This window comes from Pseudanabaena sp. FACHB-2040 (assembly GCF_014696715.1).
Taxonomy (GTDB): domain Bacteria; phylum Cyanobacteriota; class Cyanobacteriia; order Phormidesmidales; family Phormidesmidaceae; genus JACVSF01.
The window spans coordinates 237,286-255,391 of record NZ_JACJQO010000022.1 but is presented as its reverse complement, the minus strand read 5'-3'; the positions used below and the strand labels follow the sequence as shown (position 1 = coordinate 255,391).

Annotated in this window: 19 protein-coding genes; 9 read left to right on the top strand and 10 right to left on the bottom strand. The window is 54.9% G+C overall.

Annotation, left to right across the window (positions count from 1 at the left end):
- Nucleotides 1–156: 156 nt before the first annotated feature.
- Both H6G13_RS24140 and H6G13_RS24135 read left to right on the top strand, forming a co-directional pair.
- A complete protein-coding gene (locus H6G13_RS24140; protein ID WP_190487695.1) occupies nt 157–1,641 on the top strand; it encodes a hypothetical protein in 1,485 nt (494 codons plus the stop codon).
- Nucleotides 1,642–1,846: 205 nt separating this feature from the next.
- Complete coding sequence (locus H6G13_RS24135; protein WP_190487692.1) at nt 1,847–2,083, top strand: hypothetical protein; 237 nt, start codon at nt 1,847–1,849, stop codon at nt 2,081–2,083.
- 172 nt (nt 2,084–2,255) lie between these two features.
- On the opposite strand, the gene hetR is transcribed toward H6G13_RS24135, so the two are convergent.
- Both hetR and H6G13_RS24125 read right to left on the bottom strand, forming a co-directional pair.
- A complete protein-coding gene (gene hetR / locus H6G13_RS24130) occupies nt 2,256–3,212 on the bottom strand; it encodes a heterocyst differentiation master regulator HetR (protein WP_242028499.1) in 957 nt (318 codons plus the stop codon).
- 202 nt (nt 3,213–3,414) lie between these two features.
- Nucleotides 3,415–3,783 carry a hypothetical protein gene (locus H6G13_RS24125; protein WP_190487690.1) on the bottom strand — a complete coding sequence of 123 codons (369 nt, stop codon included), beginning with the start codon at nt 3,781–3,783 and terminating at the stop codon, nt 3,415–3,417.
- A gap of 573 nt (nt 3,784–4,356) precedes the next feature.
- Between H6G13_RS24125 and H6G13_RS24120 the strand changes: the two genes are divergently transcribed.
- The 5 genes from H6G13_RS24120 (at nt 4,357) to H6G13_RS24100 (ending at nt 8,548) form a co-directional block, all read left to right on the top strand.
- Nucleotides 4,357–5,523 carry a pyridoxal phosphate-dependent aminotransferase gene (locus tag H6G13_RS24120; RefSeq protein ID WP_190488306.1) on the top strand — a complete coding sequence of 389 codons (1,167 nt, stop codon included), beginning with the start codon at nt 4,357–4,359 and terminating at the stop codon, nt 5,521–5,523.
- 65 nt (nt 5,524–5,588) lie between these two features.
- Complete coding sequence (locus H6G13_RS24115) at nt 5,589–6,464, top strand: DMT family transporter (RefSeq protein ID WP_190487689.1); 876 nt, start codon at nt 5,589–5,591, stop codon at nt 6,462–6,464.
- Between the two features lie 92 nt (nt 6,465–6,556).
- Nucleotides 6,557–7,297, top strand: a complete 741-nt coding sequence (locus H6G13_RS24110; protein ID WP_190487687.1) for a class I SAM-dependent methyltransferase — start codon at nt 6,557–6,559, stop codon at nt 7,295–7,297.
- 107 nt (nt 7,298–7,404) lie between these two features.
- Entirely contained in the window at nt 7,405–7,941 is a 537-nt protein-coding gene (gene psbP, locus H6G13_RS24105) for a photosystem II reaction center PsbP (protein ID WP_190487684.1), read from the top strand.
- Nucleotides 7,942–7,966: 25 nt separating this feature from the next.
- Nucleotides 7,967–8,548 (top strand): nucleoside triphosphate pyrophosphatase, encoded by a 582-nt coding sequence (locus tag H6G13_RS24100; RefSeq protein WP_190487682.1) that lies wholly within the window; start codon nt 7,967–7,969, stop codon nt 8,546–8,548.
- 41 nt (nt 8,549–8,589) lie between these two features.
- Here H6G13_RS24100 and H6G13_RS24095 read toward each other — a convergent pair whose 3' ends face one another.
- From H6G13_RS24095 to H6G13_RS24085, 3 genes are all read right to left on the bottom strand, one after another.
- Nucleotides 8,590–9,417 carry a YdcF family protein gene (locus tag H6G13_RS24095; RefSeq protein ID WP_190487680.1) on the bottom strand — a complete coding sequence of 276 codons (828 nt, stop codon included), beginning with the start codon at nt 9,415–9,417 and terminating at the stop codon, nt 8,590–8,592.
- A 254-nt stretch (nt 9,418–9,671) separates the two neighbouring features.
- Nucleotides 9,672–10,364, bottom strand: coding sequence for a Mo-dependent nitrogenase C-terminal domain-containing protein (locus H6G13_RS24090; RefSeq protein WP_190487678.1), 693 nt, complete (start codon nt 10,362–10,364; stop codon nt 9,672–9,674).
- Nucleotides 10,365–10,461: 97 nt separating this feature from the next.
- Nucleotides 10,462–10,998, bottom strand: coding sequence for a YdcF family protein (locus H6G13_RS24085; RefSeq protein WP_242028498.1), 537 nt, complete (start codon nt 10,996–10,998; stop codon nt 10,462–10,464).
- Nucleotides 10,999–11,401: 403 nt separating this feature from the next.
- On the opposite strand from H6G13_RS24085, the gene H6G13_RS24080 reads away from it, so the two are divergent.
- Nucleotides 11,402–12,022 carry a hypothetical protein gene (locus tag H6G13_RS24080; protein WP_190487674.1) on the top strand — a complete coding sequence of 207 codons (621 nt, stop codon included), beginning with the start codon at nt 11,402–11,404 and terminating at the stop codon, nt 12,020–12,022.
- A 102-nt stretch (nt 12,023–12,124) separates the two neighbouring features.
- Entirely contained in the window at nt 12,125–13,009 is an 885-nt protein-coding gene (locus H6G13_RS24075; RefSeq protein WP_190487673.1) for a hypothetical protein, read from the top strand.
- A 250-nt stretch (nt 13,010–13,259) separates the two neighbouring features.
- Here the strand turns inward: H6G13_RS24075 and H6G13_RS24070 are convergent, their stop codons facing one another.
- The 5 genes from H6G13_RS24070 to H6G13_RS24050 form a co-directional block, all read right to left on the bottom strand.
- A complete protein-coding gene (locus H6G13_RS24070; protein WP_190487672.1) occupies nt 13,260–13,871 on the bottom strand; it encodes a Uma2 family endonuclease in 612 nt (203 codons plus the stop codon).
- 74 nt (nt 13,872–13,945) lie between these two features.
- Nucleotides 13,946–14,992, bottom strand: a complete 1,047-nt coding sequence (locus H6G13_RS24065; protein ID WP_199306636.1) for a DUF6398 domain-containing protein — start codon at nt 14,990–14,992, stop codon at nt 13,946–13,948.
- A gap of 192 nt (nt 14,993–15,184) precedes the next feature.
- A complete protein-coding gene (gene groL, locus H6G13_RS24060) occupies nt 15,185–16,819 on the bottom strand; it encodes a chaperonin GroEL (RefSeq protein ID WP_190487671.1) in 1,635 nt (544 codons plus the stop codon).
- 165 nt (nt 16,820–16,984) lie between these two features.
- On the bottom strand, nt 16,985–17,296 hold the full coding sequence (groES, locus tag H6G13_RS24055; RefSeq protein ID WP_190487670.1) for a co-chaperone GroES: 312 nt from the start codon (nt 17,294–17,296) through the stop codon (nt 16,985–16,987).
- A 413-nt stretch (nt 17,297–17,709) separates the two neighbouring features.
- Nucleotides 17,710–18,051, bottom strand: a complete 342-nt coding sequence (locus tag H6G13_RS24050; protein WP_190487669.1) for a Dethiobiotin synthetase — start codon at nt 18,049–18,051, stop codon at nt 17,710–17,712.
- Between the last annotated feature and the right edge of the window lie 55 nt (nt 18,052–18,106).

The window sequence follows — 18,106 nt, the reverse complement described above, 5'->3', positions numbered from 1 at the left end:
CGATATTTCTGGAGGAAGGTTGAAAATTTTAAGCCCGATTCCATGGGTAGGTTCTGTATTACTACAGAAGGGTGAAATAATTGTTGAAGTTAGCTACTCTTAGTGGCAATTAATCTTCACCTGGTCATCAGGCTTTGTAGCGAGCACTTCGGGACTATGACTGAGCAAAATTTGCCTCCCCAAGATCTTCCGTCTTCCGATTCTCAAGCCAGCCCGCCTCAAGCCTCTCTGCTTGACCTCCGGGCTGCCGCCTCAAATGAACCCGAGGCCGCTGCTCCGAACGGATCTGGCGGACCTGGGGCTGCTCGGCCCGATGACAGGTGGGAGACTGTTAGCTTTCCGGGCACACTGCCCCTCAATGAAATTGCCAACACGGTTTTGCCACCGCCAAAGGGGCCTGTTCCTAAGGTGGCTGACTTTACTCAGCGCGAAGCCGAGCTACTCCAGCTAATCCAGGATCTGAACCAGTGTAATGATGCTTTGCTAGGTCGGGTGGGACACTTAGAAGATGCCCTTGAGCGAGCCGAAGCGGCCCTTCAGATCGAGGTGGAACGGGCTCAGCAAAGCCAGTCTATGTCCTCCGCCGAAGCACAAGCAGCTATCGCCCAGCAGCAGCAACAGGTCGCTCAACTGCTCAGTGAGCTAGATGTGGCCAACGATGCAGTCCGGCGCACCACGATTCACAACGAAACTTTTCAGGCAGAGCTAGACAACGCTAGACAGCGTGTGGCTCAGCTAGAGCGAGAATGCACTCTATTGCAGCAGCGCTTCGGCGAAAAAAATACTGCTCTGCAGCAGGCAGAAGCGACCTGTCGGGATTTGCGATCGCGTCTGCAGCGACAGCAGCACTACACACTTCAGTTCAAAGCCGCCCTAGAGAAGTGTCTAGACATGTCGGTTCAACGCAGTCCCGCCCCACCCGCCATTGAATTTCCAGCGGTGGTGACAGAACCAACCCTACGGCCCCACCCGCTAGCAATGCCCAAAGCCGAACAAATTAAGCCTTGGGCCTCCCACGATGAGGCCCCCATCCGACCTGATCCCAGCCTCGATACGCTGCTGCGCAACCTTAAGTCGGTTGGGCAAGGCCCTCGCACACCGGCTCCGTCTGCAGTCCCCACCCGATCTGCTGCCGTGCCAACTCCCCCCGTGCCCGCCCCCGATCCAGAGGCTGAGCGGCTGCTGTGGCAGGATCTAGAGCGCGTAATCGACTCTGCGCCTACGGTGGAGCCGCCTGCAGCCAAAGCAGCGGACCCGCTGCCTGCTGCCCAGCCAGCCCCAACTGTACCTGTCTTTACCGAACCCTCTCCCTGGGGAGCCCCTCTAGCGCCTCCCACTGCTGCCATAGAGCCTGCTGTCGAGCCCGAGCTCGCTTTTGAGCTTGAGCCAAGGCCTCCGCTGCTGGAAACGACCCCAACAGTGCAGCCGCCCACCTCTACCCCAGAGCCTGTAGCTGCTTCGGCTGGCCGCCCCGCTGCTCTGCCGCCGCTGTTAAACAGCGCGGCCAGTGCGCCTGCGGCTAGTACCTCGCCCTCGCCCGTAGTCTATCCGCTGCGGCCCCAACGGAAGCTCAAGTCGGTTGCGGCTGTAGAGCTGCCGTCTTTTCCGCGCCCACAGCGATCGCAATCGCCCATGAGCTAGGCCGCTAGCCTACTGATTAGCAATACCTTGCCATGGGGGCGCAGCACGCTGCGCCCCCATAGCTTTTATTTAGGTGTTTAAAGAAATTCTCAGTTATTTCTTCCGAAAGGGTGCGAGGGCGCTAAAATGCGCTACACTCCAGTTCTAAAGTTACAAAACGTTACTGCCCTCTCATAAAATCCAACTTTTCATACATATCTTTGCAATGTTGTCTTCTCTCACCGCTCCTTCTGATCAAATCGTTTCCCCCCGATCTGCTGCCCCTGTCACCGAGGATCACGTGCTAGCGGCGATCGTTGGCGTTATTCAGGCTGCCCGCCAACAGGGGCAGTCGCTCGAAGAGGTGCAGGCCGCTCTGCTGGCCGACGATGCCCTGCTCGAACTGCCCGTTCGTAAATTGCTCACCGATATCGTAGTCGAAGCCTGGAATCGGATTGGATGACACCTGGTCACACCTGGGCCAATAGATAGGTAAGCACGGCCAACAAGCTCAGCGATGACCTTCACCAGCTGCTGCGAGCTTAGCTCTGCTTACAACTCATGCCGGGGCGCTACACTACAGCGCCCCGGCATAGATGTTTAACGGCTGTATTTCCTACAGAAGTGAAACCAGCTTAGGGGAAAGATTTGCTGGTTTCGTCCTGATGGCCAATTACCATCTGCAGGAGAGTAGTCTCTCCCCCTTTGCAGTGGTACTTGTCAGCCCAAGTCCGGATGATCTCATCTAGTTCCCGGAAAGCCACCTCTCGATCGGTAGCGGGTAGGTCCAGTTCCTCCAAAACCCGCATTGTGCCCGGCCGACGGTGGGCCCACTCCCGCATCATCCGGAAATACTGGGCCGTGTCTTCGATCATGGTGTACATGCGCTCTTCTGGATCGACGGGCGCATACGACGCTCGGGTGAGCGCATAGAAAGACATCCCCCAAGACGCATCAATGCGCGTTACGGTGCCAGAGTACATCAGCCGCCGCCGAATGTGTTCGGCCAAGGCTTCGCTGAGGGGCATTTTGCGCTCTTTGGGCAAATCGTCCTGCGATTTCTCGTGCAGGTTCTCGATCAGCTCCAAAAACTGGAAGGAGTTGATGATGCGGGCATTAGGAACATCGGGAGGAAGCTTATCTTCCAGCTGGGCTTTTTCCTCGGCTGAGAGGCTATTGCCTGCAACTCTCGATTGGCCTGGCTCCCAAGAGTAGCAGTTGAGCCAGAGGTAAGGAAACTGAATGAGATAGCGGGGCTCTTGAGCACCCAACATTTTAAGCAGTTTGCCCTCGGTTAAGGACTGCCGCATCTCCTCAACAATAGCCTTGACTCGCTTTGGCTCAATATGGTGAAGGTGGCCCGTCATTCGCAGGTTTTCGCCCTGCTCTAGATAGGTCATGTAAATAGCGCACTTGGCAGCAGTCGCGGCTGCGTCTAAAAAGGCTCCGTGGCGATGGCCTCCTGTACGCATGGCGCTAAACGCTAGGTAAAGCAATATCTGGTCAATAGCGCTGGGACTCAGATACCGGATTAAGTCTTCGTCTTTTTTGACTTGAAGGGCGGGGTCTACCATGGAGCCGATATCATTCATAGATCTGGAATAGTAGGTGCCAAATAAAGGCAAAATCTAAACTCAATCAGTCAAATAACGGCAATTAAAGTCTAATTGGCTGATATAGCTTAAACCAATTTTCGCTGACGTACGGTAACTGAGGCCGGTGTTAGCGAAATCTTCGCGTTATATAAAGTCATCTCAACAGTCAAAGTCACAAGGAACTTTCCTGGCTGAGTTTTTATACCGCTATCTGCCGTTTGAGATTGATTCTGCCGCTGCCTCGATAGGCTAACGGGGTAGATGCCTGACCTGATGAGGTTGAGGGGCTTTTTTGGAGAGAACTGGGAATCGATTCCTTTGGGTCACCAGAAATTCGCCCGCTACCTCGAAATCCTAGCAGGTAATTGGGTAGGAACAAGTTGGACTGAAATTGATTGGGGACTACCCGACCACTGCCACGGTCGTCAATATTACTGAAGAACCCTGTATAAAGCCGAACGGGATTCTGCAGCTCAGCTTGCCCGTGGACGGCTGTCACAATGCCGACCGCAAGAGCCGCTGCCAAGGTGGCTAGCTGCATGGATGGAGAAAGGGAGATAGTGTACATGGAACTCGGTATCTCTGCGTTTCTATTCCCTGTTACGGTGCCTCTGAGGTGGGGTCAGGAAAAACTAGCTGGGTGAAATCCCTGAATTTCATCTAGGTGAATTTCTGTGGAACCTTCCTTCTCCACGCCGTTTTTTTTTAAAGCTCTGTATTAGGTAATCGGGGTTACTTCGACCTTTTCCGGATCAACACAAAAGTGTTGAGGTTTTTTTCTGGTCAGTGGTTTAGCTGAGAAGGTAGGGTGATCCAAAGCCATTAACGCTGGGTGGGCCCATCTGGCGGGATTTTTTCTGCCTTTTTTCTGGTCAGCCTTTACCTAGGGGAGCAGCCCCCTGGGACGGCTAGTCTCGAAATGTCCTGAACGTTTCATAAAAATCCCTTTTTTACCCGTAAGAACGATCTAAGCTAAGTGGAATTGTGCGTGAAGCAGGATTACGGGTGAGTCAACTGGGCTTTCAGCAGCTAGATAGGGTAGCGAAGAGGCTGCTCTCGGCAGCTGAAAAGACTGAGTTGATCTCCAGGTGAACCTGCGGCAACGTCGGATCGGTTTTGAGAGAGGTTTGGGATGCCTACGTTGAAACTGGCGAATCGGGTAAATCGGGTAACGCCTTCTATGACCCTGGCGATTTCAGCCAAGGCTAAGGCAATGAAGACAGAAGGGCTGGACGTGTGCAGCTTTAGTGCCGGTGAGCCAGATTTTGATACGCCTGACCATATCAAAGCTGCCGCTAAACAGGCGCTCGATGAGGGCAAGACCCGCTACGGCCCTGCTGCGGGAGAACCGGCACTGCGACAGGCCATTGCTGAAAAGCTGCAGGCAGAAAACGGGCTTTGCTACGGGGCCGACAATGTCATTGTCACCAATGGTGGCAAGCACTCTCTCTACGGACTGATGATGGCGCTGATTGAGCCGGGAGATGAAGTGATTATCCCTGCGCCCTACTGGGTCAGCTACCCAGAGATGGTGCAGCTAGCTGACGGCACGCCTGTGATTGTGCCGACCACTAAAGAAACTGGCTACAAGATCACTCCAGAGCAGCTGCGGCAGGCAATCACGCCTAAGACGAAGCTGTTTGTGCTCAACTCGCCTTCTAACCCCACCGGCATGATTTACAGCCCTGAGGAGATCCGGGCACTGGCCGAGGTGGTCGTTGAGGCCGACATTTGGGTGGTGTCGGACGAGATCTATGAAAAAATCCTCTACGACGGGAGCACTCACCTCAGTATTGGCGCGGTCAGCCCCGAAGCTTACGATCGCACTCTAGTCAGTAATGGTTTTGCCAAGGCCTACTCTATGACGGGCTGGCGGGTGGGCTATCTGGCTGGCCCTATTCCGGTAATCAAGGCGCTGACGACAATTCAGAGCCACGCCACTTCAAACGTGTGTACCTTTGCCCAGTATGGTGCGATCGCAGCTCTACGCGGCCCCCAAGACTGTGTAGAAACCATGCGCCTAGCCTTTGCTGAACGCCGTCAGGTAATTATCGACCGGATTAAAGCCATTCCTGGTCTCACCTGCGGTGAGCCTCAAGGGGCCTTTTACCTATATGTCGATATTAGCCAGCTCGGTATGCCCTCGCTGGACTTCTGCAATCGGCTGCTAGACGAGAAATACGTCGCCACTGTCCCCGGTATTTCCTTTGGCACCGAGGGCACCGCGCGGATCTCCTACGCTACTGGCATGGAGACTATTCTTAAGGGAATGGATCGGCTAGAGGCTTTTGTTAAGGCTTACAGCTGAGGTGCCGCAGCTTCCTTCTGTTTAACTTCGCTTAACCCTGCCTAGCCCCGACTGATACCCCCACTATGCCCCGTCAAACGCAGTTCAGGCTAGAGTCTCATGCGGGCGGGGTAAGCGCTTTGCTCCTGGGCACGCTGCTCTGGGGAACTGCCTATATTGTTGTCAAAGATATTGTTGGCACCCTGCAGCCTAGCTTTGTGGTGCTGGGTCGCTTTGCGATCGCAGCGCTCTGTTTTTTGCCTTGGCTTAGGCCCAAACCGGGCCTACTGCGGGCTGGGGCAGAGTTGGGCTGCTGGCTAATAGGTGGCTACGGCACCCAAACCCTGGGACTCCAATACACCACCGCTGGCCGCAGCGCCTTCATCGCCTCGCTCTGCGTTATTTTGGTGCCGCTGCTGCTGGGGTTGGCTGGCCGACGTATCGTCCCGGCAACCTGGGTTGCGGCAGCGCTGGCGCTGCTGGGGATTGCTCTGCTGTCTTACCAGGGCGGTCGTCTCAACATTGGCGACCTGTGGAGCCTGGGCACCGCCTTTTGCTGGGCTGGCCACATCATTCGCCTGGAACGCTTTGCCAAGCGCTACCCCACTCTGCCTCTCACCGCCATTCAAGTCTGGAGCATGACTGCTTTGTCTCTTAGCTGGGTGGCTTTTGATCGGGTGATGGGGCAACCTACTGTGGTCGATCCTGCCGCTGTTCCCTGGGGTTGGCTGGTCTATCTGGGGCTGTTTACAACGGCGCTGCCAACCTGCCTACAGACTTTTGGTCAGATGCGAGTCAGTCCGCCAGAAGCCGTGATTTTATTTACCCTAGAACCCGTGGTCGCCGTGATTCTGGCATTTTTTCTGCTGGGGGAATCGCTGACCAGCCTACAGCTGATTGGGGCCGCGCTAATCCTTGCCGCTACCTACGTCAGCCAGCTACCCAGCCCGGCTCAGGTTTGAGTCTGAAGCTGCTAGCCCAAAAGTCCTTAGCGCAAGGTTAAGCCCCAGACGTCAGTGTTTTAATAAAGCTAACCTCGCAACCGATTGAATCTATGGCCCGCTTTCTATCCCTTTTCCTTGTCTGCCTGCTGGCGACAGCATCCCTGTTTGGCCTGAGCGGCTGTGCTACCCAGCAGCTAGAGGCGGGGACCGACTACACCTATAGCTCACCTAGCAGTGACGGCATCGGCAAAATCTACCTGGGCCGCGAAATTGCTCAGGTTATGGGCCATGAGGGAGCCTACTGGCTAGAGCGCCCCAGCCGGGAGCTAGAGGAACGGCCTCAAACTGCGCTAGAAGCTCTAGAACTGCGCCGAGACGATGTGGTAGCCGATATTGGGGCGGGCACCGGCTACTTCAGCTTTCGTCTGGCAGCTAAAGTGCCTGATGGCAAAGTACTGGCGGTTGATCTGCAGCCGGAGATGCTGGCTCTGATTGATCAGAAAAAAGAAGAAACAGGCCTAACCAACATAGACCCTATCCAGGGCAGCCTCGATCAGCCGAACCTGCCGCTCAACAGTGTAGATTTGGCCCTGATGGTCGATGCTTACCACGAGTTTGCTTACCCCCGAGAAATGATGCAGGGTATTGTTGCCGCTCTTAAACCTGGTGGGCGAGTTGTCTTAGCCGAATACCGGGCCGAAAACCCGCTGATTCTAATCAAGCGCCTGCACAAGATGAGCCAGCGCCAGGCGCAAAAGGAGATGGCCGCCGTAGGCCTGCGCTGGATTAAAACTGACGAAAGGTTGCCTCAGCAGCATTTACTGTTTTTTGAAAAACCGGGTGAGGGGTGAGGGGTGGAGGGGTAAATGAGGGGAGGGGTGAATGAGGGGATCGACTCCACTCCACTGCGTTCCCTTCTTCGGTATGCTGGTTTTAAAGGTAAGTAAACAACATCTGTATGAAAAAGTGGCTAGCTCTGCTCCTAACCCTTGTGCTGGCGATCGGTTCTCAGAGCTGTGCCTCGGCTGGCACCGGCTTGCGAAGCTTTTCAAACCAGTATGAAGGCTACGAGTTTATGTACCCCAACGGCTGGACAGAGGTGAAGGTGCCTGGTGCTGCCGATGTTGTTTTTCATGACATTGTGCATGAGACGGAAAATGTCAGCGTTGTGATCAGCAACGTTCCTGAAGGGAAGACCCTGCAAGATTTGGGTACGCCAACTGAGATGGGCTACAAGCTTTCTAAGAGCATCACTGCCATAGCTGGGGATCAAGATGTGGAGCTGGTGAGCGCTCAGGAAATCAGCGCCGGTGACAAGACTTACTACATTCTGGAGTATGTTGCTGATCTGCCCTCTGGGGTGCGCCACAACTTGGCCAGCGTGATTGTGCGCCGGGGTCGCCTGTTTACTTTTAATGCTTCAACTCAGGAGAACCGCTGGGAGCGGGTCAAGGATCTGATGAAGCAGTCGGTAGCTTCCTTTAAAGTGGCTTGAAGGGGGAGCTTCAGTGAAGCCTGATATGCCCCAGTTCATCCTGGCTTCAGCCTCTAAGGCGCGGCGGCTGTTGCTTGTGTCTGCTGGGCTGCATCCTTTTGTCTGTCCCAGTGAGTTTGATGAATCTCAGGTGCCGCTGACGGACCCGCCTGCCTATGTGCAGGAACTGGCTCGCTGTAAGGCCGAGACTGTGGTGAAACAGTTTCCGAACGGGCTGGTGCTGGGGTGCGACTCGGTGCTGGCATTTGATGGGCAGATTTTTGGCAAGCCTAGGGATAGGGAAGATGCGATCGCACGTTGGCATCAAATGCGTGGACAGGTGGGCGACCTCTACACCGGCCATGCTCTGATTCCCCCTGAAGGGTTGCCCTTAGTGCGCTGTGCCGTTACCCGCGTTTACTTCGCCCCTATCGATACCCCCACTATCGAAGCCTATGTTGACTCGGGCGAGCCGCTGCAGTGTGCTGGGGCCTTTGCCATCGACGGCAAGGGCGGCCTATTTATCGAAAAGCTAGAGGGCTGCCATACCAACGTCATTGGTCTCAGTCTGCCGCTGCTGCGAGAGATGCTGGCAGAGGCTGGCTACCGGATCACTGACTTTTGGTAGCTGCGCCTGCTGTAGAGACTTGCTGGTTTTGCAGAGAACCGCTATGAGCGCTGGGAAACCAGATCGCGAATGGCCTCTAGGGTAATGGCACAGCGCTCAGGCGGAAACTCTTCAGCAGCTTCCTGAGCCAACTGTGGGAGAGGTGTGGTTGAAGGCTTGAACCGCCCCAATACTGCGTAGCTCAGGAGCCCTAGATACTCGCGCATGGCAAGGAAAGTGCGATCGCTAGATCTGACGGTTGCGGGCAGAGGCTCGATGTAAGGTGTCACCGCAAAGCCAACGCTCTTAAAGGTCAGCCAGGAGCGCAGCATGTGAGGCGAGTCCGTAATCAGAATAATGTTTTTGATGCCTTGAGGCCCAAGGATAGAAGCGACTGATTGCGCCTCTTGTTTCGTCGTCCAGGCGCAGGCAACGCCAGAAAGCTTACCCTCTGCTGGCAGATTTCGCTGCTGCAGTAGCTGAAAAGTGCGAACGCTCTGGCTTCGGCCGAGGGTCAGGATTTGGGGGACTCGACCACTCTCTAACAGGGAGATGGCGCTATTGTAGCGCTCGCCCTCAATCTCTTTTTTGCGGGCCAGCACCACGACTGCGTCTGCCGGCTGCCCCGTATCTTGAGGTACGAAGTTAACCAGGACCTGAACTGCCAGGCTTGAAAACACAGGCGAGATAAGAAACCAGTAGGCGGCCAGCACAACTACGGCTGCTTTTATGATCTGCCGCCTTAGCCGGGCAGAGCTAAATAACAGCAAGAATCCCATCAGAATGAGCAGCCCCAGGGTTACCTTGTAAGGACTCGTCAGCCAGCCGTACATCTTCCAGGAGAACCGAATCCAAAACAGTCCAAAAAAGGAACGCAAGGTTTCTAACATATGAGACGAATTGCTGGAGGGTTTCTAAAGAGAATTAAAGCCGCTCATATTCAACTTACTTTTAGAATTTTTAAGCCAGCAACCAGAATCACTGTCTATAGCAAACTCCACACAATCTCTGAGAAATATTGCAGCGTGTGTGAACCTGTTGAAGCTGCAGAGGCTGGGCACTTTACAGCTAGCCCGTGGTCTGTATAAGCAACCTCTGCTGATAGACCCGTGCCAACTCTTCTCAATTCACCAGATTTATCTCACTAGATGTACGGCGTCACATCCTCGCCGCAATCGTCGGCTAAGTATGACAGCGCCCGAAAGCGCAACCCCACCAGCTGGTCGTACAGCGGGTTGAGTTTGCACATGGGCGGAATGTGAATCAGCTTGTGGCCAAACATCACGACATCTCGCTCAAACGGGCACTGAGGCGGAATCAGCTTGCAGACAAAGCGGGCCAAGCGGGGGTCGTGGACTTCTAGCTGGTCGAGCCATACGCGGGCAGGTTTGAGCGGGTCGAGCTTGCCGTCGGCCTGGGGCGGATGTAGGGGGCTAGCAGGGCCGCTAGTAGCCGGGGGCTCCTGGAGGTTGTAAAGGGTGAGGCGCAGTGAGTCGAGAACAGTTTGCTCTAGCTCTAAAGCGATGCAGAAGCTCTGAAGCTTGACATCTTCTTCGGTGGAATAGACCCCATCCGCTAAAGCAACCATGACTGCCATCCGCAGGAAATTTTCAGACATGGTGCGATCGCACCCCATGACTGCCTTTAACTCCTCAGCAGACACCGGCTTAAAGTGGTCAAAATTTAGACTCGGTGCCAATTCCTTCTGAGTGATGGAGGTAATTAAACCTTTTTCATCTTCATCAAAGTGACCATCGGCCCAGGCAATGGTGAGCAGGCCCCGAAGCCAAACTTTAATTTGTTCTTGGGTGTAGGGAGACTCCGCAGTTGCAGGCATGGTGTGACCTCAACGCACGTCTTAAAATAAGCTCTGGCCGAGCTCTACTTACAAAAGCGCCTCAATTGTAACCCGTCTATTTAAAACTGCCGAGACTTCAAGATTTTCCCAACGACTCCGCTAGAGAGGATCCGGTGTGCCCAGTTATCACCCACAGGACAGCTCTGGCCCCATCCCGCATACTGCGCAGCAGATCTTCCGACTCAGCATCGCTGGAGGGCACAGAGAGAGGTCTAAAGCTAATTCCCCGGCTGCCCAGCACAATCTGGCCAATGATGCTGGCCCGCCGCATGTGATAGTCGGACGTGACCAGATAAACGCAGCTAACGCCCTCTTCTTTCAGATCATCGACGACAGTCGTGAAGTTGGTGACCGTATCGACAGCCCGATAGTCTAGCGTTACCCGGTCGGGGTCGATCTGGGCCTCCTGAAACACCCACTCAGCATATTCTGGGTTGCTGCCGGAGGAAACCCAAACGGGCAAGTCAGGGTGCTGCTGAGCCATAGTGGCAGCATACTGCTCCCGGTCGGTTGATCCTCCCAGCACCAAAATGGCCTGGGGTTCTTGAAAGAAAGCTCTGATCTGCTGTTGCCCTACCCACACAAGGGGAACCAGCCCTGCAATGATCCCCAACCGCCACCCACTCCGGCAACGGTCTCGTCTCCGATGCACAGTGACGCTCCTTCCCTGCGAGGAATACCCCTGTGCTGATCTAGCAGATCCCATACCCACCCCGGACCGTGACGCCCCAAGAATTTGCACTTTACATCCTAGCCCCTTTGCTGGGCATGGATAAATACCGACGCCATAATTTAAGCCTTTTGCTTGGCGCTAACTGGGCAAGCGATGCAGCCAAACCCTGCGTTCCAGAGGAGGCCGCTTCCTGGGGCAAACTTCAGCATCTTGCGAATTTTCTTGCCTTCATTCCCGCCCTTACTGCTCCCTTATCTTCTTGGCTTAACCTGGTAGTGATTTAATGCGCTATGACTGACTAGTTCGTTTGTTTAGTTTGTCTGCTTAATTTAGGAGGAACCCGATGGCGTTCGATCGCTGGCTGAAAAAACTGGCCCCCATCTTGCTAGGGCTGGTGCTGCTAGTCTCTGCCTGTACGGCAGCCCCCAACAAGTACGATCAGGTGCAGACAGAAACGACCGGCCGCAACGCGCCTGCTGCCGTTGAAAAAGGGGCTGAGCAAGGCAGCACGTTCAATCAGTTTTTCCCCGACTCTCAGGGGGAGTATGAGGTGGTTCCGGCCCAGGAAAAGAAAGGATTTGCTGAGTACAAGCTAAACCAGGGTGGGCAGACAGTTGCCATGCTGTCGATCAACGACACGATTAGCCTGCCGGAAGCAGCCGCTAAGTATGCCAATGCTACCGAGGCAATTAACGGATACCCGCTGGTGAACCAAGGAACGATGGCTACCGGCCTTTTGATTAACGACCGCTATCAGGTCAAGGTGCTCTCTCGTGCTCCCAGCTTTACCCAGGAAGACCGGGTGGAGTGGCTGCAAAAGTTTGACCTGGTTGGCATTGCTCAGCTGCAGGGCGCAAGTGTACCCATGCTCCAGAAGCCGTCAGCAAAGGGACTGCTTCCCTCCAATACGCCCTCTAAGACTCCCAAGATGGCTCCAGTTCTCGTGCCTCAGCCCGCATCTTGAGCCTCTGCCCCAAATACACCTTAACGCTCCTCAGGAGCCGAAATTTAAGCAAACGACAGGCCGCCAAGGCTGTCAGGAGATGGCAAATTAAGGAGATTTACCGTGAGCACAAAGATTTACGAGCGGGTAGACAAGCTGCCTAAGGGCGGCATTACCGTCATGGCCCTGAAGTCTCTAGATACCTTTCTGCCAGGGCAGTGGGACAATCTGGTGGGCTTTGACCACACCATTGAGAAGGTGACCGGCGAAACCGACCCGGCGATGGTGAAGGCGATTGCTGAGCGTGCGATCGCACTATTTAACGACAAGTCTCAGGGCTACCAGCGGGCGCTCTGGCTATACGAGTCGGTAGATTCTGCCTCAGGGCTGCTGGGCACCGCTGCTCTGGCCAACCGTATCGGCCAAGATACCTTTCTGGGCTTCCTGAAAAACGTCACGCCCAAGCCTGAAAAGGCCCAGACCATCGACCTCAGTGTCAAGCTGGTAACCGAAGTGGTGGCGTTCTGCCAGATCAACGGCATTCCTGGCGACAGCCTGGGCGACTTTCTGCGGGCGCTGGGCGACTACAGCGGCGAATCGCTGGTGCGGATGACGGCGCTAGTCTCATTTGACGGCATCATTCCCCTAGGCGCGGATTTTTCCAGTAAGGCGCTGAGGATGATCAAGGGCATGGGGCCGTCGGAGCTAGAGAGCAACCGCACCTTCAAAGGCGTTGAGAAGGAAATTCCGGGCAAAGATGCCAAGGGCAAGCTGGCCTTTATCACCGAGAGCTTTGAGTCTACTCAGGGCTGGATGGACAAGCTGGTCTCTAGCAAGGGCATCACTCAGAGCAAGCTGCTAGACAACGTAAGCGGCTTTGTCGAAGGTTCACAGGGCAAGCTCGACTACCTGGGCGCGTTTCTCGATATGTCTGTTAAGTACTACGAGCATACGGGAGTGCAGACGCTGGCCCGTCGATTGATCGAGCGGGCTGTGGCTGAGATCTAGCAAAGTCCTACTTTGTTTAGCCCCAGAAACCGGGTTTCTAGTCTGCTCTGCTGTACTTCATGCGAGTTGAGAAACCCGGTTTCTAGTTTGCTTCAGCCCGAGTCTCAGAAACCCGGTTTCTAGCTTGCTACGTTGGATTCTTTACCTACGAGCCTCAGAAACCGGGTTTCTCTTTGCTCCGTTGAATCCTTTACCATGAGCGGAGAAACCCGGTTTCTAGTTTGCTCTGCTAGTACTTCACTTGTAAGCCTTAGGCCGCAAAGACCTGGGCGGCAGTTAGGGCAAGCTCTAGAAAGGTACGTGAGGTGATAGTTCCCTCTCCTCTAAGCTGGTTCACCTGATACTCCCCGTCCACCAGCCGATAAATGCTGAAAGTCGGCTCCTTCGGGCTACCAATGTAGCGAACTGCGCCCAGCGCCAGATAGTCAACAATCCAGTATTCAGCAATGCCCATTGCTTCGTAGTCGGTGACCTTGCGCCCGTAGTCGTCGCGCCAGTTGGTACTGACCACCTCAACCACCAAGCGCACAGACTTTCCCTGCGTAATGATTGATTCCTTAGCCCATCTCGGCTCCTCCGCAATAGCCTGCCGATCTAGAACAATCACGTCAGGCTCATAGCCTGACAAGCCATCGGCCTGCTTCAGTACGCACTCTTTGGGAACGAAGTAAGGTAGCTGTGACCGTCGAATCTCAAAGTTCAGCTCTGCGGCAATAAACCCTGCAATTTCTGAATGCTTTCCGGTGGGTTTAGGCACTTCAACGATAGCCCCGTCGTGCAGCTCGTAGCGGTATTCCGCACCTTCGGGATACCAGTCAATGAACTCATCAAAGGTTACTGGCTGAGTTTGAGGTTGGATCATGTGGCTCACCTCAGCACCACGACATTTGTACCAACCTTAGCACCTTCTCGCTAGCCACCTGCTGCTCTCTGCCCCTACTCAAAATCTGCATACTGAGGTGGGCTAGCGCCGATGCGATCGGTCATTCTGGGGTACTTGCCCTTGCCTGCCTTATCCTTGATCTCTATGACTGCGATCGCATGCCACCACTCATCGCCAAAGTCAAACCAGTAGGCAAACATCTCATCCACTGCCAGCCTCAGATCGTTGATTGAGGTCTTGCTCACCTCGCCATCAGGCGTGTCGCCCGACAGCGCATTCGAAAATGCCTGTTTTAACCCATACCGTCGAGCATCGGGATCGTTGGCAAACTGTCCGCCGACCTGAAACTCATACATGTGCTCTTCTTCGCGGTCAAATGCCTTGAAGATAGCGTGATGCAAGTCTTTTAGAGTTTGGCCGCCCCTGATTTCAATCGTGCGAGATACCTGGGGATTGTCGTCGATAAAATCGTCTGTCATGGGGCCGTCGATCAAGTTGACCTGCAAGACATATAGCGTGTCGGCAGAGCGGGAAGTGGTCTCTGTAGGGGGTGCAGAGGCTTCTGCCTCAGAGGCCTCAGAGTCTGCCGCTTCACCCGGAACGTAGGGAATCAGCCCTGCTGCTGCTAGGGCCACTTGCACCTCACGGGGAGCCGTTCTGGCGTCTACGGCCATTTCATCGACAGAAATTATCCAGGCTAGGGGATTTTGCTCGACAAGGCTGGACACACACCAGTCTGGATGCAGTTTGTGCATGTCTAGGCTGTCGCGCACCTGTTTAGACTTGCTTTGCCCCGTACTCACGCCCACACCAAACCATTCGCATAGATCCTTTGCCTTGATATGAGGGGTTTGAGCGGGGTCGTACAGAAAATTGACCATGCCGATCGCGTGGGTAATGCCACAGGCCCAGGTCTTTTCTTTACCGCTGGCTAGGGGAGAAGGTCGTTTGCGACACAGGGCAGCGGTTGCCTGACGAATGAGCACTGCGTATTCGTCATTAAGGTGTTGCTGGGCAAATTCATCGGTAATCGCGGTGATGCGGTCAAACTTTTCCTGCATCGCTTTGGGGACGTTTTCAGACTTTGCAGATTTAGCCATGACGATTGCCGCAAACGCACATCTTTGGACGGCTCCTGAGGGAGTCGTTGGGTTTAGTGTAGTGCGATCGCACCCCCTCAAACATCACTTGCCCACAAAAAGCGGCTGTCTTGGGGACAACCGCTTCGTCGCGTCGCTTAGCAACCGTTCTAGAAACCGGGATTCTTCAAGAATCCCGGTTTCTGGTCTCCCTTAGTAGTCGAAGTCGCCGCCCATGCCAGCGCCGGCACCGGCCGCAGGCTGCTTCGGCTCAGGCTTATCGACCACGATGCACTCGGTGGTCAGCACCATAGAGGCAATCGAAGCCGCGTTTTGCAGGGCAGACCGGGTCACTTTGGCGGGGTCCACAATACCCGCTTCAAACATGTCTACGAACTCGTTGTTAGCGGCGTCGTAGCCCACATTGAAGTCCTTGGCTTTGACCTGCTCGGTGATCACAGCGCCGTTAAAGCCTGCGTTTTCAGCAATGCGGCTGAGAGGGGCAACCAGAGCGCGGGTGACAATCTGAGCACCAATTAGCTCTTCGCCACTGAGGTTAGCCGCAGACCACTCGTCTAGCTGGGGAGCCAGGTGGGCCAGGGTGGTGCCGCCACCGGGGACAATGCCTTCTTCAACCGCTGCCTTGGTAGCGTTGATGGCATCTTCTAGGCGCAGCTTGCGGTCTTTCATCTCGGTTTCGGTAGCAGCCCCAACTTTGACCACAGCGACACCGCCAGAGAGCTTAGCCAACCGCTCCTGCAGTTTCTCTTTGTCGTAGCTGGAGTCGGTTTCGTCGATCTGGCGACGGATTTGCTCGCAGCGGGCCTTTACTTGGGCTTCGTTGCCCTCAGCCACGATGGTCGTGGTGTCTTTGGTGATGGTGAGACGGCGGGCCTGCCCCAACATTTCCAGCTTGGCGTTTTCTAGCTTGAGGCCAGTGTCTTCACTGATCACTTGGCCGCCGGTCAGCACCGCGATGTCTTCTAGCATGGCCTTACGGCGATCACCAAAACCAGGAGCCTTGACCGCAGCCACGTTGAGCACGCCACGCATCCGGTTCACCACCAGGGTTGCCAAGGCTTCTTTCTCGATGTCTTCGGCAATGATCATCAGAGGCTTGCCTGCCCGAGCGGCCTGCTCCAACACAGGCACCAGATCCTGCACCAGGGTGATCTTTTTGTCGGTAATCAGGATGTAGGGTTCATCCAGCACCGCTTCCATGCGCTCGGTGTCGGTAACAAAGTAGGGAGACAGGTAGCCCTTGTCAAAGCGCATCCCCTCGGTGACCTCCAGCTCGGTGGTCATGGACTTGCCTTCTTCCAGGGAGATGACGCCTTCGCGACCGACTTTGTCCATCGCTTCAGCGATCATGCGGCCCACTTCGTCGTCATTACCGGCAGAGATGGAGCCAACCTGAGCGATGGACTTGGAGTCGCCCACCGGACGGGCCTGCTCAGCAATTTTGTCTACTAGGAATGCAGTAGCCTTGTCGATGCCGCGCTTGAGGGTGATCGCGTTGGCACCCGCAGCCACGTTCCGCAGACCTTCCTTCACAATGGCGTGGGCCAGCACAGTTGCGGTGGTGGTGCCATCACCAGCAGCATCGTTAGTTTTTGCCGCGGCCTGACGCAGCAGAGAAACGGCAGTGTTTTCAATATGGTCTTCCAGCTCGATTTCCTTGGCGATGGTGACACCGTCGTTAATGATCTGAGGCGCACCAAATTTCTTCTCTAGCACCACATTGCGACCCTTGGGTCCGAGGGTGACTGCAACCGCTTCGGCCAGCTTGTCAAAACCCCGCTCCAGCGAGCGGCGAGCATCTTCGTTGTAGGTAATCGTTTTAGCCATGATGAATAGGTCTCCTAACTGAAATGCGAGGAAAGTAGCAAATAGAGATTTAGGGGAAAGGGGTGTGGGGTGTAGGGGGGTAGGGTATGGGGTTTAGGGTTTAAGGGAAGTGGACGAGGCTTTTGCTCTGTGCCTTAAACCTTGCACCCTATACCCTCAACCCCTCTATCCCAACGCTGCCAAAATATCCTGCTCGCGCAGCAGAACGTAGTCTTCGGTGCCGAGCTTGATGTCGGTGCCAGCGTACTTGGAGTAGAGCACTTTGTCGCCGACTTTGACTTCCATGGTCTGATAGGAGCCGTCGTCGCTGCGCTTGCCGGGGCCGACCTGCACGACTTCACCCACCTGGGGTTTTTCTTTAGCCGTGTCGGGCAGCAAAATGCCGCCAGCGGTTTTTTCTTCGGCTTCGCTGACTTTGACCAGAATGCGATCGCTCAAAGGTTTTACAGTTGACACACTCAAGGTGACAGCTGCCATAACTATCCTCCCAATGCAAATTCGCTGAGTGACTGAAAAAGTTACCTCGATTGAGCCAGCCTCCTGCAACTGCAGGTGCCGCCCAACTCGGGCTAGGAGCGCCGATAAAGACCTCTTGTGTCGTGAAGCCTTACCAGCCGAGCTAGCACTCTTGCCTCCTGAGTGCTAATTTAGCCGGGAGAAAAATGCGATCGCAACTCCTGAGCAGGTATGGTTTACCGAACCAGCTCAGGGGGTAGATGGGTGGATGAGTAGGGAGTGTGGAGAGGGAGCAGAGGTTTTCTGTTGTTTTGTGAGCCGGGAATATTTCGGAAGCGATCCGGCTCTTAGCCCTATGCCTTGCTCAAACTGTGTATCTCTCCCATCCACCCTCCCACTCATCCACCCTCCTACTCATTCACCCTCCCACCCATCTACCCCCAACTTCCCTTAATAATTGACCTAGCTGCCGCTGCAATACGCTTCAGGTCATCGTCTAGCAGGGGTGGCCAGATCACGCCTGCCTTTTGCCCTGCTTCAAAGAGCTGGCGGCTTTCGTAGGAGAGGATGAAGAGGGCTTGCACCAGGTCTTTGTCTAGGGCGGGTACGTTTTGCAGACCTTCGTAGACGACTTTGAGCGCTAGCAGTAGCGAGGTGACTTGGCCGGGGATGGGGGGCTGCCCCTGGCGTAAGCGGCTGTAGAAGCTTTCTTCTTGGCCTTCCTGAGGCTGGATAGTCTGGTGAAACAGGAACTGGCGGGCCGTCTGGAAGTCCATAGGTTTAGATCTTTACAGGGGGTGAACAGGACTGCTTGATAAGGGAAAAGGGTTT

Coding starts and splice junctions, on each gene's coding strand:
- H6G13_RS24140 (WP_190487695.1), top strand. CDS start 157: ATGACTGAGCAAAATTTGCCTCCCCAAGATCTTCCGTCTTCCGATTCT.
- H6G13_RS24135 (WP_190487692.1), top strand. CDS start 1,847: ATGTTGTCTTCTCTCACCGCTCCTTCTGATCAAATCGTTTCCCCCCGA.
- hetR (WP_242028499.1), bottom strand. CDS start 3,212: ATGAATGATATCGGCTCCATGGTAGACCCCGCCCTTCAAGTCAAAAAA.
- H6G13_RS24125 (WP_190487690.1), bottom strand. CDS start 3,783: ATGTACACTATCTCCCTTTCTCCATCCATGCAGCTAGCCACCTTGGCA.
- H6G13_RS24115 (WP_190487689.1), top strand. CDS start 5,589: ATGCCCCGTCAAACGCAGTTCAGGCTAGAGTCTCATGCGGGCGGGGTA.
- H6G13_RS24110 (WP_190487687.1), top strand. CDS start 6,557: ATGGCCCGCTTTCTATCCCTTTTCCTTGTCTGCCTGCTGGCGACAGCA.
- psbP (WP_190487684.1), top strand. CDS start 7,405: ATGAAAAAGTGGCTAGCTCTGCTCCTAACCCTTGTGCTGGCGATCGGT.
- H6G13_RS24100 (WP_190487682.1), top strand. CDS start 7,967: ATGCCCCAGTTCATCCTGGCTTCAGCCTCTAAGGCGCGGCGGCTGTTG.
- H6G13_RS24095 (WP_190487680.1), bottom strand. CDS start 9,417: ATGTTAGAAACCTTGCGTTCCTTTTTTGGACTGTTTTGGATTCGGTTC.
- H6G13_RS24090 (WP_190487678.1), bottom strand. CDS start 10,364: ATGCCTGCAACTGCGGAGTCTCCCTACACCCAAGAACAAATTAAAGTT.
- H6G13_RS24080 (WP_190487674.1), top strand. CDS start 11,402: ATGGCGTTCGATCGCTGGCTGAAAAAACTGGCCCCCATCTTGCTAGGG.
- H6G13_RS24070 (WP_190487672.1), bottom strand. CDS start 13,871: ATGATCCAACCTCAAACTCAGCCAGTAACCTTTGATGAGTTCATTGAC.
- H6G13_RS24065 (WP_199306636.1), bottom strand. CDS start 14,992: ATGGCTAAATCTGCAAAGTCTGAAAACGTCCCCAAAGCGATGCAGGAA.
- groL (WP_190487671.1), bottom strand. CDS start 16,819: ATGGCTAAAACGATTACCTACAACGAAGATGCTCGCCGCTCGCTGGAG.
- groES (WP_190487670.1), bottom strand. CDS start 17,296: ATGGCAGCTGTCACCTTGAGTGTGTCAACTGTAAAACCTTTGAGCGAT.
- H6G13_RS24050 (WP_190487669.1), bottom strand. CDS start 18,051: ATGGACTTCCAGACGGCCCGCCAGTTCCTGTTTCACCAGACTATCCAG.